General features: G+C 40.0%; 16 protein-coding genes. 7 read left to right on the top strand and 9 right to left on the bottom strand.

Annotated elements, in window-relative coordinates:
• Position 1: 1 nt before the first annotated feature.
• The 6 genes from ABD985_RS13745 to ABD985_RS13720 all read right to left on the bottom strand — a co-directional run bounded on the left by ABD985_RS13745 (position 2) and on the right by ABD985_RS13720 (position 6,775).
• On the bottom strand, positions 2-1,024 hold the full coding sequence (locus tag ABD985_RS13745) for a hypothetical protein (RefSeq protein ID WP_345372643.1): 1,023 nt from the start codon (positions 1,022-1,024) through the stop codon (positions 2-4).
• A gap of 96 nt (positions 1,025-1,120) precedes the next feature.
• Entirely contained in the window at positions 1,121-2,635 is a 1,515-nt protein-coding gene (locus ABD985_RS13740) for a GNVR domain-containing protein (RefSeq protein WP_345372642.1), read from the bottom strand.
• Positions 2,636-2,733: 98 nt separating this feature from the next.
• Complete coding sequence (locus ABD985_RS13735; RefSeq protein ID WP_345372640.1) at positions 2,734-3,411, bottom strand: TolC family protein; 678 nt, start codon at positions 3,409-3,411, stop codon at positions 2,734-2,736.
• A gap of 32 nt (positions 3,412-3,443) precedes the next feature.
• Positions 3,444-4,619 (bottom strand): sugar transferase, encoded by a 1,176-nt coding sequence (locus tag ABD985_RS13730; protein ID WP_345372639.1) that lies wholly within the window; start codon positions 4,617-4,619, stop codon positions 3,444-3,446.
• Between the two features lie 65 nt (positions 4,620-4,684).
• A complete protein-coding gene (locus tag ABD985_RS13725) occupies positions 4,685-5,047 on the bottom strand; it encodes an Hpt domain-containing protein (protein WP_345372637.1) in 363 nt (120 codons plus the stop codon).
• Between the two features lie 360 nt (positions 5,048-5,407).
• Positions 5,408-6,775, bottom strand: a complete 1,368-nt coding sequence (locus tag ABD985_RS13720) for a right-handed parallel beta-helix repeat-containing protein (RefSeq protein WP_345372636.1) — start codon at positions 6,773-6,775, stop codon at positions 5,408-5,410.
• A 302-nt stretch (positions 6,776-7,077) separates the two neighbouring features.
• Between ABD985_RS13720 and ABD985_RS13715 the strand changes: the two genes are divergently transcribed.
• Positions 7,078-7,326: an acyl-CoA-binding protein gene (locus tag ABD985_RS13715; RefSeq protein ID WP_345372635.1), complete on the top strand. Its 249-nt coding sequence runs from the start codon at positions 7,078-7,080 to the stop codon at positions 7,324-7,326.
• 44 nt (positions 7,327-7,370) lie between these two features.
• On the opposite strand, the gene nspC is transcribed toward ABD985_RS13715, so the two are convergent.
• Positions 7,371-8,513 carry a carboxynorspermidine decarboxylase gene (nspC, locus tag ABD985_RS13710; RefSeq protein WP_345372633.1) on the bottom strand — a complete coding sequence of 381 codons (1,143 nt, stop codon included), beginning with the start codon at positions 8,511-8,513 and terminating at the stop codon, positions 7,371-7,373.
• Between the two features lie 118 nt (positions 8,514-8,631).
• On the bottom strand, positions 8,632-9,846 hold the full coding sequence (locus tag ABD985_RS13705; protein WP_345372632.1) for a saccharopine dehydrogenase family protein: 1,215 nt from the start codon (positions 9,844-9,846) through the stop codon (positions 8,632-8,634).
• Positions 9,847-10,185: 339 nt separating this feature from the next.
• Here ABD985_RS13705 and ABD985_RS13700 point away from each other — a divergent pair, with 339 nt between their 5' ends.
• Positions 10,186-10,656, top strand: a complete 471-nt coding sequence (locus ABD985_RS13700; protein ID WP_345372630.1) for an LEA type 2 family protein — start codon at positions 10,186-10,188, stop codon at positions 10,654-10,656.
• Between the two features lie 5 nt (positions 10,657-10,661).
• Positions 10,662-12,479, top strand: coding sequence for an AMP-dependent synthetase/ligase (locus ABD985_RS13695; protein ID WP_345372628.1), 1,818 nt, complete (start codon positions 10,662-10,664; stop codon positions 12,477-12,479).
• A gap of 137 nt (positions 12,480-12,616) precedes the next feature.
• Here the strand turns inward: ABD985_RS13695 and ABD985_RS13690 are convergent, their stop codons facing one another.
• Positions 12,617-13,801 carry an acyltransferase family protein gene (locus ABD985_RS13690; RefSeq protein WP_345372626.1) on the bottom strand — a complete coding sequence of 395 codons (1,185 nt, stop codon included), beginning with the start codon at positions 13,799-13,801 and terminating at the stop codon, positions 12,617-12,619.
• 263 nt (positions 13,802-14,064) lie between these two features.
• On the opposite strand from ABD985_RS13690, the gene typA reads away from it, so the two are divergent.
• From typA to galE, 4 genes are all read left to right on the top strand, one after another.
• Complete coding sequence (typA, locus tag ABD985_RS13685) at positions 14,065-15,864, top strand: translational GTPase TypA (RefSeq protein WP_345372625.1); 1,800 nt, start codon at positions 14,065-14,067, stop codon at positions 15,862-15,864.
• Positions 15,865-16,144: 280 nt separating this feature from the next.
• Positions 16,145-16,927 carry a peptidoglycan editing factor PgeF gene (gene pgeF / locus ABD985_RS13680; protein WP_345372623.1) on the top strand — a complete coding sequence of 261 codons (783 nt, stop codon included), beginning with the start codon at positions 16,145-16,147 and terminating at the stop codon, positions 16,925-16,927.
• A gap of 460 nt (positions 16,928-17,387) precedes the next feature.
• Complete coding sequence (locus ABD985_RS13675; RefSeq protein ID WP_345372622.1) at positions 17,388-19,010, top strand: S8 family serine peptidase; 1,623 nt, start codon at positions 17,388-17,390, stop codon at positions 19,008-19,010.
• Between the two features lie 15 nt (positions 19,011-19,025).
• Positions 19,026-20,063 carry a UDP-glucose 4-epimerase GalE gene (galE, locus tag ABD985_RS13670; RefSeq protein WP_345372620.1) on the top strand — a complete coding sequence of 346 codons (1,038 nt, stop codon included), beginning with the start codon at positions 19,026-19,028 and terminating at the stop codon, positions 20,061-20,063.
• Positions 20,064-20,618 lie beyond the last annotated feature (555 nt).

The following is a 20,618-nucleotide window of genomic DNA, read 5'->3' as shown; positions in this document are numbered from 1 at the left end:
GTTATTGTGTTACATTTTGCTTGGTCTTCAAGTATTGCTGAAGCTTAATGACTAATAAATGAATCGTTATACCATATAGATATTCCATAAAAGCCACTGGCAGTTGATAAATCAATTTCAATAGCCGGACATAACGTGCTGGCATGTCCCATAATAAAGTCATACCTCCCAGTAAAACGACAAACATTACTAATGACAGCAAATAGATTCCGCTATTGAACAATAAGTACTCCATGATAGAAGCTATTGTAATCCCTAGAAACAATATAGGCGCTGATATGCTGACTATCGATGGAGGTCTTACGGTTAACAATCGGAGCACTCGCTCTAATAAGTTTTTATCAGTTGCGTTAGCATCTTTATACGCAATAGCATCCAGCACCCCTTTGTAGACTAATACTTTTGAGAAGCTCTCCGTGGTTAAGAAGTAATTATCCAAAAGTCTCTTATCTACAATTTCGCCCTGCCACTTTATCGATGCCTGATCAAAAACGATTTCCTCTTGACAGTGGCTCAAGCGTTGCTCGTACACATCAAATAACTCCAATAAGCTTCTCCATAAAGCTCCATGGTAAAGTTTTCGGACAATGCCCTGAATCATATGATGTACCCCTGTATAAAAGGCTGTTCTTTTCAAATAATCCCTTCTCAAAAAGACTCCTTCTTTAAGGAAAACCCAATGTGTTGGATGAGCCAGCACATCTTTACAATGACGAAGAGAAGCTTGATAAACATAGCTCATCAACTTATGATCCATATGCCTCTGACAATAAGGCCCAGGTATTTCCTCTATATAACAATCTAATCGATTGTGAATCATTTCGTGATTAAACGTATGTCCTTCCGGTAAAAACAGGTGTACATGTAAGCGCCCGGCAAAATCCAACTTGCTTATATTATCCAGCTGTCTTTTCAACTTATCTTCCTTATCTCCTATAAAAGTGGTAACCATATACCACTCCATAGCAGAGGTATCTACTACCTTTATTGACTTTCTTTTTTTGCGCTCCCTATAATATGCCATTAAAAGACTTATCGTACTCTTTGTTATTGAAGCTACTACAATGAGGGCTATTAATAGGTATAAGTAATAAAGGTAGTTCATCGTATTCATTATGGGTTAGGATCTCAATAAAGCTCGTATGTCTGCATTATAGAAGCGGTAGATTTCAATAGACACCACTGTTCCCGCCAGTAAGATCAGGGTCGCTACAAATGCTCCAATGACCATCAAAATTCTCTTTGCTTCTTCTGGTTTGTCTGGAGGTAGCGGTGTATCGATGATAATAATATCCTTTACTCCAGCTTCTTTTTCTGCTAAAACGGCCGTCTCCAGCTTGCTAAGCAATTGTAAATATTTTTCTTGCGCCACCTTAACATCCCGCTCTAAAGAGTACATGCTAAACTCCAATGGAGCAAAATCCTTCGCATACCCTTTGATTCTCTTCAACTCATTCTGGACTAATGGCACCATAGATTCTTCTAACTCAAGATCTAATTGAAAAGTGATATAACGCTCTTGCAAACCATCCATTGGCTTCTCTGACGTCATCGCTACTAAACTCTCGTCATCCAACCCTTTCTGCTGTAGCAACTCTTCTGATATTTGTCTGCGAAGCTGATCCGCTTGTTGTTGTAATGCATACTTTTCTGCCTCATTACTCTCTGCTTGAATAGTCAGGAAAAACAATTGCTCTCCCACCTGTTTTAAAGAATCCTTTAATGCTAAAATTCTAAAATTATTATTCAAGGCTTGATCATTGACTGGTGCGACTAGCTTCTCTTGCTCAAGCATATCTTCCAGTTTAGATAAAGCATTTCGTTTAGAGGTAATTGCTTCTTTCAAATGAATCAAACGCACTTCCATATCCACTACCTGATTGACTATCGTACGTGTATATTCATCCAGATTGATAATATTATTATTGATCTTAAAATTTTCGAATTTCTTTTCCTTAATCGCCAGGTCAACCTTTGCCTTCTGTACTAACTCCTCTGTCTGCTCTCGCTTCGCAATATATTTGGCCTTAGCAATAGCTTGGTTATTGATCACTAATTCATCCAAAAGCAGTTCTAGCAAATACGTTGATTTATCTGGATCTTCAGCTGTAAGCGTAATGGCGATGTAGTTACTCGTCTCCATACGGTAGACATTAAGATTTTCAATGATATGCTCATATGCCAATCCATTCTCTTCAAATAAAGAGAGTACTGTGGCATCATAAACATTTCTCGAATCATAAAGTAATCCTTGCTCATAAAGGTTACTGTTGTAATTTTTGAAATGATCCAGGTCTTTTGACAGCTGCTCCTGCTCCTCTGAAAATTCCAAAAACTCGTGCTGGGCTAAAAACCAATCCGTAAGTACTCTTTGTCTTACCTTATCCACTACACTTCTGGATTTCAGTAATTGGAATAGGTTATCAAAATGGGTATCAATTTCGTACTGTTGTACCCCTTGATCTATTAAGCTTAACTTTTTATCCTTTAGGTTAAGTAAAATTCTGGCTTGAGAGCTATAATGCTTTTCCATCAGAAATGACCCTGCCAACACGGCCACTCCAGATAATAATGGCATGAGAAGTATAATCTTCCACTTCAAAAGCAGCGCCCTCAGTATATTGCGGTATAACATAAGGTGTAATCGTTAACTCATTCAACAGTTATTATAAGTGTTATTTACAATACATTTGATCGCTCAAAAATCATTGTAAATATTGTTATGAAGACCTCTCATTCTCCCACAAGCACATTTAACTCTGCCTGATACTTCAAAACAATCGCCTGTAATTGCATTAATTCCTGACGGGCTTTTTCTTCTAGTTCCTCCGCTTGCCCCAATTCTATATCACTGGCATCTCCCTTCTTGTACCGCTCTCTGGTTAAATACAGGTTCTGTTTGATTGATTCATAAGAGGCTGTCTTATCTCTTAAGACAGTGACATAACTCTTGTAATCCACCCACAGCACTTCAATCTCCTTTCTTAATTGTCGTATACGCTCTTCCTTTTGAAGTTCTACCTGCACGTATTCGGCTTCTGCCATCTTGGTTTTATTATTTGCCGTAATCAAGGTATAAGGACTTACCCCCACATTTACCCCTACAGCTGGAGAGTAGTCTGGCTGAAACCCAGACTCCGATGATCCAAAATTGGTTTGCCTACTATAGATCTGGATACCAAAGTTGAAGCCTTGCAACCAGCTCTTCTTCATCATCCGGACATTGTGCTCACTTTTTTTTCGTTCCTCTTCCAGCATTTGTAAGCCGGGCTCATTAGCTATTGCCTTCATCAATAATGAATCTACTTCCGTATCTTTTTCTACGAAGGTTTTCCAGTCTTGTGCTTGTGCATTAAAGGTGAATAGCGTTACTAATGAGAGGAGTATTAGGTAATAGTTAATGGGTTTCATTAGTACGGTGTTCAACTGTTATTCATTTCCAACTAAACATTTTCCTTTTGGAAAAGCGCCGGAAATGTTTTTAATATGATTTTTACATCTTGCAGGAAATTCCCTTTTACGGCATATTCTTTATCCAAAGACTTTCTTTCCTCTTCGGACATGTCTTTTTTTCCTCTTTTAGTCACCTGCCATAACCCAGTAATACCTGCCGGGGCCTTAAAGCGGGCAATTGCTTCATCCTCCGTAAGTTTTTCTGCTTCGTATAACGGCAGAGGACGATTGCCTACAATAGACATATCCCCTTTCAGTACATTAATCAGCTGCGGAAGCTCATCAAGACTTGTAGAACGAATAAATCGTCCCATCTTTGTAATTCTTGGATCATTGTGGAACTTGAGAAATGCCTGCTCCTTACTGCTCTCTTTCAAATGATATTCACAAACCTTATGTCCGTCGTCTGCATAAACCAAGGATACACAAGCCGATAAATCAGAGCGTAAACACAAAGGACACACCTTCTTGCTTTCCTCTTGTTTTATTTCATGCTCCTCCCCTTTAGCATACATGTTATGATCCTTCATCTCTGCTATACGCTGATCTGCATCAGCATACATACTTCTAAACTTAAAGAAGTCAAACACTCTATATCCTTGCCCTACTCGTTTTGAAACATAAAACACATCTCCTCTAGACTCTATTTTAATTCCAATCGCCACCCCCAACAGTACTGGAGAAAGTAATAATAAAGAAGCTGATGAAAATAGTACATCAAATACCCTCTTATACCAAGGAATCTTCTTGGAAGATAGTCTTTTCAAGTTTTTATTTCTCCAGGTAGAAGGGTCATCATCATCCTTCAATAGACGGCTGACTCTCAGCTTAAGCTCTTCCGGATGAAAAGGCTTCATTACAAAATCAGAGGCTCCTTTATTCAAACTACTGATTCTATCCTGGCTTTTATCACTACCAGATAGGATGACTACCGGAATACTATGCATCTCTTGCTCTGTATTCATCCAGTCCAACAATTCCCATCCAGTATGATCACTCATGTAAAGATCTGAGATTACTAAGTTAGGCTTCCATTCTTTAAGTAATTTCATTCCTTCGTCGAGATGATCAACCACACGTAGGTCATAGTGTTCCTCCAATAAAATTGCAGAAAGGAAATCTCTCATGAATTGGTCATCATCCATGATCAACACTTTATTTCTCATAGCCTTGGGATTATTGATTGTATAAGTGGTTCATTATTACAGATAGGGTGTCACTGCAAAGTGCCTTACGAAAAAGGGTCATTATCTTGGTCATCCTGCATCGCAATCAAAAAGCGATTACAATCAAACAAGAAATCTTTTATCGTAATATGCAGTACCTCTTTAGGCTCAGAGTCGTACCATGAATTATCATTCATCAGGTTCAGTACAGGCGAAAACTTGTAAATTCCCATAGTCTCAAACACAGGCTTCAACTTATGGGCAGTAGCTTTTATCACCCCCCAATCTCGAGAGCCTAATGCTTGATCCAACTCCTGTAGGTCTTCCTGAACACAGGAAAGAAAAGAATGGATTAATTGATGGTAAAATTCAGGATGGCCTTCCGTATATTTTGAAAAGGCCCTGAAATCATAATAATTCGTTTTCATAGCAAAGTAAAAGCTGAGAGTAGTTAATTTCAATAATTAATACAGATGTATTATTGTTGGGTATTTACAATTTTTATTTACATCAATATAGTTATACCTATAAGGCTTATCAATCATACAGATCAGCTTTAAAACTTATTATCAAATAATTAGGCCGTCCTTCTGATTTCAATAGGTCATCAATTAGAATACAACAAAACACCCCTGATTGGTTTCAGAATAACCCTCTAAAAAAATATATTGATGCAATAAGTGGGTAATAGGGCTATATATCTCTCTAATATTAAATTAAAGCTAAAAAAAATACTACCCCTATAAACCAAGAGGTAGTACTGACTTCAAACTATATATAGTATATACTTATTCCGTATACTGAATGGCCCCTACATCTATCGCTTGTGTAGAAATGCGATGATTATAAAAATCCGTTTCTACACCATAATGATGTACACTTTTACCCTTACCTAAAGCGGGAGAAGCTTTTGATAGCCTAAAATCTCCCTTTTGGTACCCCACAAACTTCACTTGAGCGGGGTCATATACCTTAAGATTATTTGATGCATTAATTACGGGTACCCCTGGACACCCCTCAAAGGTGATGAATTTTCCTGATCGTGGAGCAGCAATGATATTATTCAATATATCATTTTGTTGTACCAGCTCGGCGTATATCCAAATGCCATGCTTTCCCGGCTCTATGATCGTATTGTTAATTACTCTAAACCCAGACCCTTTTCCCAAAACAGTAGAAGGTGGTCGCTCATCAATGAAAATCCCTGCTCCAGCTGGCCTTACCAAGATATTATTGTACAATACGTTATCCCCCAACCCCAAAACAATAATTGCATTGGCGCTAGCATCTACTACCAAATTATTGTAACATCTCCCTCCTGTACCTTCTCCTATTTGAATGCCATTCTGCTGGCTTTTACGTCCATTAAAAGGATTAACTCCTGCTCTGAAGACCTTATTTCCATAAATCTCACATCCCCGAACAGCACAACCTACTTGTATCCCCTCTGCTCCAGTATCCTCCACAAGGTTATTATATAATTTAAGATTGACGATCTTATGAGGATACACTTTACCACAATCCTTCTTCATACCTCCTGCATAAAAAGAATTTCCTATATAAAACCCTTCACCTGTACCTGTCTCGTGGACGTAGTTATCATGTATTCGAACATCTTCCATCGTAAAGTTATCACGCCAGGTTTCAGGAGCACAGGTAGGATCTGTCTTAGCCATGATTCCAGCAAACCCAACTTTACTTACTTCCATATGGTCCAACTCAAAATTGGTACTTAATCCAATCATCTGTACTCCTATATTTCCACCTTCGATCTTGATCCCGTATTGTTCTTTCCCCGCTCCACTACCTGTAAGTCTAAAATAACTGGAACCCTGTACCTTTAATCCAAATGATTTGTCACTTGCCTGCTTAATCATAAACACTCCATCACAATTTTGAATAACAATAGGCTGTTCTGCGGTTCCTTTAATGTTCTTAATGACCAAAGGGGAAGTGCGTACTCCAGACTGTAAGCAAACCGTCTCTCCGGGTTTAACAGCACTACCATCCCAATTATATCCATTGTCAATCGCTATGGTATGATCACAATTGCAGGAAGATTCCTGGCTTCTGCTAGAGAAAGGTAGACAGCCCACCAAAAGTATAAATATCCCTAATGGAAGTATTCGTAATAATGGATGATTAAAGTATTTCATGAGAACATTAATGGGTTAATTAATAAAGGTAATAAGTAAAAGGTAATCGATAATTTGTTAAAGACTTTTCTTTCCACTGCTTCACACTTTTACTTGGGTATTTATAAGACAATACATCTTACTTTCTCTACAAAGTATAAGATTTCTTTTATAAATGTTTAACAGAAACCCCTACACCTAACATTACACCAATATTCTACCGTATTTTAAGCAAGTAGCATAACATTTATTTAAATAATAATATATTTGCATAATGAATGAATAATTCATCATTACTATTCTTAACCAAACCTTTTAACACTATGAATGAAGCATTAGAAAGTGCCGTGAAAAAATTGGATCTACTGAATGAAAAGCCCTCTAATGATATTTTACTGCAACTTTATGGGTTGTATAAGCAAGCTACTGTAGGTAATGTGAATACGGAAAGACCGGGTGGTTTTGACTTTAAAGGGAATGCAAAGTGGGATGCATGGAAAAAACTAGAAGGAACTTCTGCAGACGAAGCTTCCCAACAATATATTTCCTTGGTGAATCAACTAGTAGCATAAATAAAGGGCGACCACAGGGGTCGCCCTTTATGTTTCAACAAAAGCTACAGCCTATCCTTGTAAGACTCGTAGCCAAAAGACTTAAACAGCTCAAAAGAACCGTCTTTCTTATACATTCCAATTGATGGTAGGTTCACCCCATTAAAGGTAGTTGTTTTTACCATCGTGTAATGAATCATATCTTCCAGGATAATCTTATCTCCTACCTTCAGAGGGGCTTCAAAAGAATACCCTGCCATAAAATCACCAGCCAGACAAGTAGTTCCCCCAAGGTTGTAGTGATATTTCCCATCTTCTACCGCTCCCCTAACTCGTGGTTTGTAAGGCATTTCCAACGTATCTGGCATATGTGCCGCAAAAGATACATCTAACATGGCTGTAGTTGTTCCCTGATTCTCGACGATATCCAATACCGTTGAGATCAATGGTCCGGTCTCCCAACCGACTGCACTACCGGGCTCCAGAATCACCTGCAGATTATAATTCTTCCTTAATTGTTGTATCAGGTTGATCAACAGTTCAGTGTCATACCCCTTTCGGGTAATCGCATGTCCACCTCCCATGTTCAACCATTTTGCCTGATGCAGTAAGTGTCCAAAACGTTCTTCCACAGCCTCCAGGGTACGCTCCAAGGTCTCTGCTCCATTCTCACACAAGGTATGAAAATGTAACCCTTCTATACCTTCTGGCAGCTCATCTCCTATTTGCTCGGCACGAACGCCCAAACGGGAACCCACCACACAAGGATTATAAAGATCCGTAGTTACTTCAGAGTACTCCGGGTTAATTCTCAATCCAGCACTCACGCCTTTGGCCTTTACCTTCTCTTTGTACCTCTCCCACTCTGCAAGAGAATTAAAAGTCACATGGCTAGCATGCTCCAAAATACCATCGATTTCATTGGGCAAGTATACCGGGCTATAGGCATGAATCTCCCCTCCGAACTCATTCACCCCCAAAAGTGCTTCGTTCAATGAGCTAGCTGTCACGCCTGGAAGATACTTTTTTACCATGGGAAAAGTATGATAAGTCGAAAACCCTTTCAAAGCGAGGATAACTTTTCCTCCTGAGGCTTTCTGTACCATATCCAACACCTTCAAGTTGTTTTCCAAAAGCTCCTCTTCAATCACATAACAAGGAGATGGAATTGTATTTATAGTATTGATGTCCATTGACTGTCTATTCATTTTTCAAGAATTGGCAAGAACGACCACATGGAGTCGCCCCTACGTACGGGTACGATGCATTGCGCCCTTTTCAAAAAAAGGACTTCCCATATTTGATGAGAAGTCCCTGTTTCACTGATTATTCGTAAGAGTGAGGAAGTGTTCCTCCCACCTCTTCGTGCCATTCCAAACCGTACTTTCCAAGTTCAGCCAAGAATGGATCAGGATTAAACTCCTCTACGTTAAATACTCCGGCTCCATTGTCCCATTTCCCTTCCAGGAACATTTTTGCTCCTAGCATGGCTGGCACACCCGTTGTATAAGCAACACCTTGTCCACCTACTTCATCAAAGGCAGCCTGATGACTACAGTTATTCCAGATGTAATAGGTCTGCTCTTGCCCATCTTTGATTCCTTTGATCTGACAACCAATAGACGTCTCTCCTGTATAGTTCTCGCCCAAAGAAGATGGCTCTGGCAATACTGCCTTCAAGAACTCTAAAGGAACAATATCCATTCCCTGATACTTCACTGGCTTAATGCTTGTCATTCCGATGTTTTGCATTACTTCCAGGTGCGTCAAGTAAGCTTGTCCAAACGTCATCCAGAATCTTGCACGCTTAAGCGTTGGATAATTTTTCACCAAAGACTCCAACTCCTCATGGTACAACAAGTAAGATTCACGAGGACCAATATTCGGATAACTGATCGCCTTATGCTTTGACATGGCATCGATCTCTACCCATTCGCCATTCTCGTAATATTTCCCTTTTTGTGTAATCTCACGGATATTGATCTCTGGGTTGAAGTTCGTTGCGAACGCCTTTCCGTGATCACCCGCATTACAATCCACAATATCCAGATAATGCATCTCATCAAAGAAGTGTTTCGCAGCTCTAGCGGTAAATACCCCCGTTACACCTGGGTCAAAACCACAACCTAAGATTGCTGTAATTCCCGCTTCTTTAAACTTCTCCTGATAAGCCCACTGCCAGCTGTACTCGAACTTTGCTTCATCCTTCGGCTCATAGTTGGCCGTATCTAAGTAATGAACCTTCGTTTCCAAACACGCATCCATGATTGGCAAATCCTGATAAGGCAACGCCACGTTGATTACCATATCAGGCTGTACTTTTTGAATTAGCGCTACCAATTCAGGTACATTGTCGGCATCTACCTGTGCCGTAGCAATCTCCTTACCGGTACGTTGCTTAACAGCAGCAGCGATCTCCTCACATTTACTTACTGTTCTACTTGCCAACGTGATTTCTTCAAATACCTCAGAAACCATAGCGCATTTGTGAGCAACAACATTTCCAACGCCGCCTGCTCCAATAATAAGTACTTTAGCCATTTATTATAATAAGCGATTTACTTAATGATGAATAATGATTAAACTATTTCCGCCAGAGTGGCTGACTCTAAAGATAAACATCCTTTATGTCAATCTTAATGACCTATGCCGGCCATTGGCAGCGCAAAGATAGAAATCCATTCTTAGGATAAAATTTTATTATTGATTTATTCCAACACTTTCATTTTACCCATTGATTTACAATTATTTATATTTAATAAACAAGAAATATTCTTATTATACATTTAAAAAATCCTAAATAATCTGTCACAAATCTACAATTTTGCCATCCTTATGGGTAGATCTTGTTAGTTTTGTGCTTTAAACAAACTCGAAAATATGATGACTAAAGTAAAACTGACTTCTCTTTTTAGCTTCCTGGCTCTTGTACTGTTTTTTTCTAGCTGTAAAGTGCATCAACCTGAACTAAAAAGTGTTCGTAATGTAAGCATGGGTACGAAAAACGATGGAAAGGTATTCGTATATGGCGATGCTGAGCTATATAACCCCAACAAATTTTCCATGGAGATACGAGAAATTCATGTGGATGTCTTCGTTAATGGAGATTCTGTAGGGAGTGTAGACCAAATGCTAGAGCAAACGATGCCAGCACAAGGTGACTTTAGCTTGCCATTGGAAGTTGCTTTTCCTCCGGGACAAATTTTCAGCAGCATGCTTACAGGGATTTTTGGAGCAGCAACCGGTAAGCCTTTTGAAATTAAGTATAGAGGATATATCAGAACAAAGGCTGCGGGCGTTCCATTGAAAGTTCCTATTATCTCAAAGTCTAAAATTAAATTTACAAAATAAATACTATGGCTAACGCTTTTAACCAGTCTATTCATCTTGCACAGTCCGCGCAACAAAATGCCGAAAAATACGGCGAGCGAGCTGCTTTGTATTATCAACGTCATGGAAGAGGAGAATGGATTCCAGTATCTTGGCAAAAGTTCTACCAGCAAATCCAAGGAGTTGGTAAAGCTTTACTAAAAGAAGGGATAAAAGTTCAGGAAATGGTAGGCATTTTCTCTCAAAATATGCCTGAATGGAGTATGGCAGACTTCGGGAGCCTGAGTGTACGTGCCGTACCAGTACCAATTTACGCAACCAATACCGCTGAACAAACCGAATACATTATCCATAATGCAGATATTCGTATTCTTTTTGTAGGAGAGCAAGAGCAGTATGACAAAGCGTTAGCCATATTACCACAAGTCCCTCAGATCGAACGTATCATTGTTTTTGACTCCTCAGTGAACTTGATGGGAGAAGAGAAGGCTGTACATTTTTCTGACTTTATCAAAATTGGAGAAAATGACCCTTCTTTGGATGAGATCCTTCAGACACGAACCAAGGAAGCACAAATGGATGACCTGGTCACTTTGATCTATACCTCTGGAACGACTGGCAACCCCAAAGGGGTAATGCTGGATGCTTCCAATTTTTCTGCCTGTATGCAGATGCACGACCAGCGCTTGCATGTGACCGATCAGGATACCTCTCTTTGTTTTCTTCCGCTAAGCCATATTTTTGAACGTGCCTGGTCTTACTACATGTTCCACAAAGGTGTCACCAACTATTATAACCTGGACCCTAAGAACATCAAGGAAGCACTAACGAGCATCAGACCAAATCTACTATGCTCTGTTCCTAGACTGTATGAAAAGGTTTATAGTACCATCATTGGCAAAGTTGAAAAGGCTACCCCTACGAAAAAAGCACTCTTCAATTGGGCAGTTAACGTAGGAAAGCAAGTCACGAAAAGAAAAGAAAAAGGTAAAAAGCCTTTCGGTCTACTACAACTGAAATATGCAGTAGCTGATAAGCTTGTCTTAAGCAAGTTGCGACAAGCCACTGGACTAGATCGAAATAAATTCCTTCCTGTAGCAGGTTCCCGACTATCGACCGAAGTCAAAGAATTTATGTTCGCCATTGGACTGAATATTAAGTACGGATATGGCTTAAGCGAAACGTGTGCTACGGTATCTTGTTTCCAGGATAAGATATTCAAACTAGGGACTATTGGTACTCCTATGCCTGGTGTAGCCGTAAAACTGGGAGAGAATAACGAGATTCTTGTGAAAGGTCCTACAGTGATGAAAGGGTACTATAAAAACCCTGAGGCTACGGCTGAAACCTTTGAAGGGGAATGGCTAAAAACAGGAGATGCCGGAGATATCGATGCAAGCGGCAATCTCATCTTCACGGAACGTATCAAGGACTTGATCAAGACTTCAGGAGGAAAGTATGTTGCTCCTCAAACGGTCGAAAATACCATCTGTAGAGACGAGTACGTGGAGCAAGTAGCCGTTGTAGGAGATGAACAAAAGTACGTAACCGCATTGATTGTTCCGGCTTTTGAAGCACTGGAAGAATATGCTCGCAATGCAGGAATTGCCTTTAAGGACAGACTGGAGTTAATTTCTCATGCCGATATCCAACAACTGTTTGATAATCGTATCAAAAAGATTCAGGATAATCTGGCACGCTTTGAGCAAGTAAAGAAGTTCACCCTATTGCCTGAAGCCTTTACTATTGAGAAAGGAGAAATTACGCCTACTTTAAAAGTAAGAAGAAAGATTATTCTGGAGCATTTTGCTAATGAAATTGCTTCCATGTATCCAGCTATCTAGGTTGAATCGTTGAATCGTTGAATTGAGCTTCGCTCGTTGATTCGAGTTGATTTGTTGATTGAGGCATGTACTATACTCACTTAACAAATCAACTCGAATCAACTCACCGAAGGTGAAATTCAACGATTCAACAACCTTTATCGCTTTACCCTTGATTGCTTCACCTCCTTTTTGCGCTTCTGCACAAAGTACTTCCGCATACCAATAAAGTAATCTTCGAAGAAGTGCTTTGAGAGGTAGGAGATCCCTATTGTTCCAATCATAATCAATCCGTGATAGCCGACAAAACTCACCCAACCGCTATACTCAAACAGCACCCCTCCAATCCCGTATACAATCCCAAAAATCACGAGTAAGTGATACATATATATCCCATAAGACAGCGACCCCAGCCATTCCAGGAATGGGTAATTGACATTGAACAATCTTCTTTCATTCAGCGATATATTTAGAATTAGCCATAGAAATAAGCCATTCATTAATACTGTACCGAATACCGGTGTCATAAAAATCCATTGGTATATCCCTGACAACAGTCCCTCCCTATTCGCCAATGTTTCATGGAAAAGAAAACGTACCCCCAATAATCCTAGTAATAGCAATTGGGCTCCTGTTCCAAACAAACGATAACTTCCTATCGGACGACGGGTATGAAAAACAAAATAAGCCCCCAGTCCTCCTATGGCCATAGCATCCATACCAAACGTGGTGGCTATTTTGGTCATCACCGGATGCGTTGTATCCACAAACTCGTAATAATATCCCCAGGATAGGCGAATCGCAATTACCATAAAAAAGATAGGTGGTAAAAACTTAATCAGAAAACGCACAACGGGTGCCCATAACACATAAAACACCTCTTCTACCCCGATAGACCAAAGTGGATACAATAAAGAGTAGCCATATTGGGCTGATACCACAAAAGGCATAAAAAAGATATAATACCAGAGTACATCACTGACCTTATAAGGCAACTCATAAGCCACCGAAAACCATTGGGTCAGTAATGGTACTATTGCCAAACCGATGAACACCAGCAGAAAATACAAGGGCCAAATCCTGATCACCCGCCGCATATAAAACTTCTGAATAGACACCCCTCCATACTCCTTATGTTCTTTTAATAAAAGGTAAGTGATCAGAAAACCGCTCAAAACAAAGAAAAAGCTCACGGCAACACCTCCCAAACTGAATACTGTCCATTCATGTAGATTGGGCAATCCCCTACTCTCTTTTACGCTTTCTGCATGGTGAATCACCACCAGATAAGCCGCTATAAACCGTAGGGCATTTAGTCCCGGAAAGAATTTTATACTTTTCATAGCTAGACGTCAAAGCAAACTGTTCGTATTCTTCATTTAGTACTACCAATTTCTTGGTATTAATAAATTTACCTCAATTTAAGCTAAACTAACCTAGTATATAATTCATTTACAAGTGATTATAATCATACCTTAGAGACTGAAAATTGTATTATTTCCTAATTAAGGTCAATTTTCTGTTATAATTCCCGATTATCTTTTTCGCTTTCAGTATAACCGATTACATTTGCGGGATAAATAATCATAATCTTCTAAGAGTAAAGATGACAAGCATTCGTAACGTTGCTATCATAGCACACGTTGACCACGGTAAAACAACCCTGGTTGACAAAATCTTGCACGAAGCAAAATTGTTTCGTGACAACCAGGAAACTGGGGAACTTATCCTAGACAACAATGATCTTGAAAGAGAAAGAGGTATCACTATCCTTTCCAAAAACGTGTCCGTAACTTACAAGGATACAAAGATCAACATCATTGACACTCCTGGTCACGCCGATTTCGGTGGAGAAGTAGAGCGTGTATTGAAAATGGCTGATGGGGTAGTACTATTGGTAGATGCCTTTGAAGGTCCAATGCCTCAGACACGTTTTGTATTGAGCAAAGCATTAGAATTGGGACTACACCCTATCGTAGTTATCAATAAAGTGGATAAACCAAACTGTCGTCCTGATGAGATTCACGACGGTGTATTTGAATTGATGTTTAACTTGGATGCTACTGAAGAGCAGTTGGAGTTCACCACTGTTTACGGTTCTTCCAAGCAAGGATGGATGGGACCAGACTGGAAAAACCCTACCGACAATGTTCAATACCTATTGGACGTGATCATTGACGAGGTTCCTCCAGCACCAGCACCAGAGGGTACTCCTCAGTTGCAAATCACTTCTTTGGATTTCTCTAGCTACACAGGTCGTATTGCGATCGGTCGTTTGGTAAGAGGAAAACTGACAACTAACATGCCTGTTGGTGTCGCAAAGAAAGATGGTACTATCCAGAAAGGACGTATCAAAGAGCTTCACGTATTTGAAGGTCTTGGTAAAAGAAAAGTAGAAGAAGTAGTTGCTGGTGATATCTGTGCGATTACAGGTATTGATGGTTTCGAGATTGGTGATACGGTTACTGATCCTGAGACTCCAGATCCACTACCACGTATTGCGATCGATGAGCCAACGATGAACATGTTGTTCACGATCAACAACTCTCCTTTCTTCGGTAAAGAAGGTAAGTTTGTAACTTCTCGTCACCTTCGTGACCGTCTTTACAAAGAGACTGAGAAGAACCTTGCCCTTAGAATCCAGGATGGAGAATCAGAGGATAAATTCATCGTTTACGGACGTGGTATCCTTCACTTGGCGGTATTGATTGAGACAATGCGTCGTGAGGGTTACGAGCTTCAAGTAGGACAGCCACAGGTAATCTTCAAGGAAATTGACGGACAACGTCACGAGCCTGTTGAGACCTTGGTAATCGACGTTCCTGAAGAAGTAGCTGGTAAAGCGATTGAATTGGCAACACAACGTAAAGGTGAGTTGTTGATCATGGAGCCTAAAGGAGACTTGCAGCACCTAGAGTTCGAGATTCCTTCAAGAGGTTTGATCGGCTTGAGAAACAACATCCTTACAGCAACACAAGGTGAGGCCATCATGACACACCGCTTCAAGGAGTACGCTCCTTACAAAGGAGATATCGGTGGACGTATCAACGGTTCTATCATCTCTATGGAGAATGGTCCTTGTACTGCTTATGCGTTGGACAAACTACAAGATCGTGGTACGTTCTTCGTAGCACCAGGTACTGACCTTTACGGAGGTATGGTAATTGGTGAGCACAGCCGTCCATCAGATATTACAGTAAACGTACAGAAAGGTAAGAAGCTTACCAACATGCGTGCTGCCGGTTCTGATGACAGTAGCAAGCTTCCTCCTCCACGTGCATTCTCTTTGGAAGAATGTCTGGAGTACATCCAAAAAGATGAGTACGTAGAGATCACTCCTGAGTCGATCCGTATGCGTAAGATCCTATTGGATGAAAACGAGAGAAAGAGAGCAGGAAACAAATAAGACCTTTTGGAAGTAAAAGGTAATAAGTGATAGGTAAAAGGTAAGGCGTCAGGATTTTTATTCTGCATGGCTTACCTTTTGCTTTTAGTAGCCTATACGATTAATTTCATGTTGAACCGTTGAATCGTTGAATTGAGCTTCGCTCGTTGATTCGAGTTGAACTGTTGATTGAAATATGTGCTGATAAGCATACATACAACATATCAACTCGAATCAACGAGCGAAGCTCAATTCAACTCACCGAAGGTGAAATTCAACGATTCAACAAACCTATAAGAACATGCTGATCAAGAAACAATACGACCAACTCCCCCTATACCATTTCGAGCATCTATCGAAACAAGAGGATATCAAGCATTATATCTCTTCCAGAGAAGGCGGAAATAGTGAAGAACACCTCTCCTCTCTTAACATAGGTCTTGCGGTAAATGATCACCCTGAGAACCCCGTAAATAATAGGGCTAAAATTGCCACTGCATTGGGTATTTCTCCCTCACATCTCATATTCCCTTCCCAAACACATAGCGATCATATTACTGTCATTGAGGATATAGATACCCCTACTCTTGATACAGATGCCCTGATCACCAATAAAAAAGGTATATGTATTAGTGTCATGACGGCTGACTGTGTTCCGGTTTTACTGTATGATCCCGTTGCTAAAGCTGTCGCAGCCATTCATGCGGGCTGGAGAGGAAGTGTAGAAGACATCTGTGGAAAAACGATACAGTTGATGAAAGAAAAGTATAACTGCCAACCTCAGCATATATTAGCAGGAATAGGCCCTTCCATCTGTGTGAAAAACTATGAAACAGGAGCAGAAGTGATTGAAGCCGTACAAAAGCTAACCGGAGATGCTCACCCCTTTATCGCCTCACCACAAGCTAATGGAAAAGCAAACCTGGACCTATGGACACTCAACCAGTATTTACTCCAAAAAGCTGGAGTACTTCCCGAAAATATTGAAATCGCAAATATTTGTACTTTTGAAAGAAATGATTTATTCTACTCTGCCAGAAGGGGAAAAACAGGACGATTTGGTAGTGGAATTCTTTTACAGTGAGCAGTGAGCAAATTATTTAAACAGTAGAGTTTATCTCAGTTAATTATCTATGAGTAAAAAAGTCTACTGAACTGCTTCTAGAGTGGGTTAATTTTCAATGATCAATTTTCAATTTTTAATTAAAATGAATTCCCCAAAAAGGCTACTGAACTAGTTCTAGAGTGTAATCAATTATTGAAAATTAATCATTGATCATTGAAAATTATAAAAGCTATAGCGTACCACTGACCTATTTTAAAAGCTCAGAGTTTTCTGCTTAGAGCTTGTTTGGAATACTGATTTAGATAGAGAAAATTTCTATAACCTGTTCAAATCAAGTCAGATTTGAAGATAATAGTGGTTCTATTTGATGAAAATATGAGTTGATTTGAGCAGTGATTAGAGGAATTTTCTTTCTGAATCAGTATTCCAAACAAGCTCTTATACTAAATTAACCGTGAACCACTTACAGGACATATATATGAAAATCAAACAGTCTACACACATTGTACTACTCATATTACTCGGGACATTCCTACGACAATATAGTTTCGGGCAAGAGAGATATATTCTCTTTTTTCAGGATAAATACCCTATAGAAAGCTATTCTACAGAGGAGCTACTTAGTCCCAAAGCACTCGAACGCCGAGAGACGCAAAACATCCCTTTGGATGAAAAAGACCTCCCGATCAAAACAACCTACCTTAATAACTTAAATAATAAAGGCATTCCTATTATCCTTACCTCCAAATGGCTGAATGCAGTAGTCGTTGACCTCGATACAGAAGTGTTGAATAGCCTTCAACAAGAGTCTTTTATTCGAGAAATCTTACCGTTACATAGCAAAACAGTTCCTGAATATGTAAACACTAGCAGTACAGCCCTGGTAGCACAACCAACTAGTCCAGCCAATGAATCTTTCTATGGAGCAAGCTTTACGCAAAACGACATGATAGGTATCCCACAAATGCATCAAGAGGGATATACTGGCAAAGGTATTTGTATTGCTGTATTTGATAATGGTTTTTTACGCTTGGATGAATCCTCCTATTTTGAACACCTCAATATTCAAGGGACCTATGATATTGCTGAAAAAGAGGCGGATGTCTTTGACGATGGATCTCATGGTTTACAAGTCCTCTCCATTATCGGTGCCTATAAAGAGAATGACTATATAGGCGGTGCCTATAATGCTGATTATTACCTCTTCCGCACCGAAGTGGATGCCTATGAAAGCAGAATGGAAGAATTGCACTGGCTGAAAGCGGCAGAATTAAGTGATAGCCTGGGTGTAGATATTATCAATTCTTCCTTGGAATACTTTGATTTTGATGATCAAAGAGCCAATTACAGTGCCGATGACCTTACTGGAAAAACCGCCTGGATCTCTTTTGCTGCCAATGTTGCCAGTAGCAAAGGGATATTGGTTGTCAACTCAGCCGGTAATCAAGGAAGTAGCTCTTGGCAAGAAATCACTTTTCCTGGAGAGGCAAACTTGGCTTTTACCGTAGCTTCCGTAAATCGCTTGGGGGAAAGAGCATTCAGCAGCTCCAAAGGCTTTTACAGAGATGGAAACCTAAAACCTGATATTGCCGCTATGGGAGAAGGCACAGCCGTTATCACAGCCAATAACTCTGTAGGAAGTAATCGGGGTACTTCATTTTCCGCTCCCCTTATCACAGCATTAGCCGCTGGCGTATGGGAGAAATACCCTGAGCTCACCAACTTAGAACTGATGGATCTACTGCGTCAATCCAGCTCCCAGTACTCCTCTGCAGATACATTACTAGGGTATGGCATCCCTTCTTACTTACGTATTACAGATATTATCAATGCGGTAGACACTCCTTTCTCCCTTGATCAACTAGCCCCTTATCCTAATCCAACAGATGGGCAGATAAAAATTCGTACCGAACAATACATAGGGGAAACTATAAAGATTTTTTATTATACGCTGGAAGGAACCTATATAGGACAAGAAGAAAGAAAGATTACTCATACTACCGAAACTTTCAATATCACTCCTTACACGAGTAATAAAACATTCTTGATACGAATCATGGTAAAAAAAGATTCCCGATATTTCAGAATCATTACCAATTAAGCATTACCACTACTTATGAAAACAAGAATCTTAGTTACTGGGGGAACAGGCTACATTGGCTCCCATACTGTCGTGGAACTACAAGCACAAGGATTTGAGGTAATCATCATTGACAACCTGTCCAACTCCGACAAAAACGTACTGGATGGCATTGCAGCAATCTCTGGAGAAAAGCCTGCCTTTGAGCAAGTAGACTTAAGAGATGAAAAAGCCACGGCAGAGGTCTTTCAGAAATACCCAAATATTGAAGCTGTCATTCACTTTGCAGCTTACAAAGCGGTAGGAGAATCTGTAGAGAAGCCATTGGATTACTACGAGAACAATATTGGCTCTTTAGTCAATCTATTGAAGTGCATGAGAACCTATGAGGTTCCTAATATGGTATTCTCGTCTTCTTGTACGGTATACGGACAACCCGAGTCCCTACCTGTTACAGAAAATGCTCCTGTGCAACCTGCGGCTTCCCCTTATGGCAATACCAAGCAAATTGGAGAGGAAATCCTGCAAGATGCGATCAATGCTTATCCGGAATTGAATGCTATTTCTTTAAGATATTTCAACCCTGTAGGGGCACATGACTCTGCCTTGATCGGAGAATTGCCTAAAGGCGTTCCTTTAAACCTAGTGCCATTCATTACCCAAACGGCTATTGGCATCCGAGAAAAGCTTAATGTCTATGGTAGTGACTACAACACCGTTGACGGCACTTGTATTCGTGACTATATCCATGTGGTAGACCTGGCCAAAGCACATATTATTGCTGCAGAGCGTATGCTTCAGAAAAAAGGAAAAGCTGCTTATGAGTTCTTTAATCTAGGGACAGGAACCGGCAGCTCCGTATTACAAGTCATTCAGGCCTTTGAGAAAGTCAGTGGAGAATCACTCAACTACCAACTTACCGACCGCAGACCGGGAGACGTAGAGCAAATATGGGCAGATACTACTTTTGCCAACGAAGAACTGGGATGGAAGTCCGAAAGAGACCTGGACAATATGATGGCTACCGCCTGGAAGTGGGAACAAGCGCTTAAGGAACGAGTGGCTGCTATTTAATTTTTGGTTATCGGTTATCGGTTATCGGTTATCGGTTATCGATTCTAAACAATAACTTCTACCTACTCTAAGAGTTCAGATTTTATCTTTTGCTACAGTTTCCATTAAGAACTACGGTAAAAGATAAAATCGCTCTTAGAGTTTTTTTTTTTGCTATCAACCTATAATCAAAGAGCGATTTTATCGGTGACACTTGGGTAGTATAACTATCGTTTTGTAGCCGATGAAATATGAACTCTTTGGCTAGTTAGAGCTCGGGGATAGCACTATTGGTTCGTAGTCTCCGCGCCATGAGGCGAGGTCTCGATTCTAAACAATAATTTCTGCCTACTCTAAGAGTTCAGATTTTATCTTTTGCTACAGTATCCATCGGGTACTACGATAAAAGATAAAATCGCTCTTAGAGTTTTTTTGCTATGAACCTATAGTCAAAGAGCGATTTCATCTGTGATGCTTGAGTAATATAACTATCGCTTTGTAGCCGATGAAATATGGGTAGTGTCATGAATTAACTGAACTAGATATTTGTTGTTAGTGAAACAACCCTTTTGAATA

The organism is Algivirga pacifica, from assembly GCF_039543525.1.
GTDB classification, from domain to species: Bacteria; Bacteroidota; Bacteroidia; order Cytophagales; family Flammeovirgaceae; genus Algivirga; species Algivirga pacifica.
This window is presented reverse-complemented; position numbering and strand designations above follow the sequence as displayed.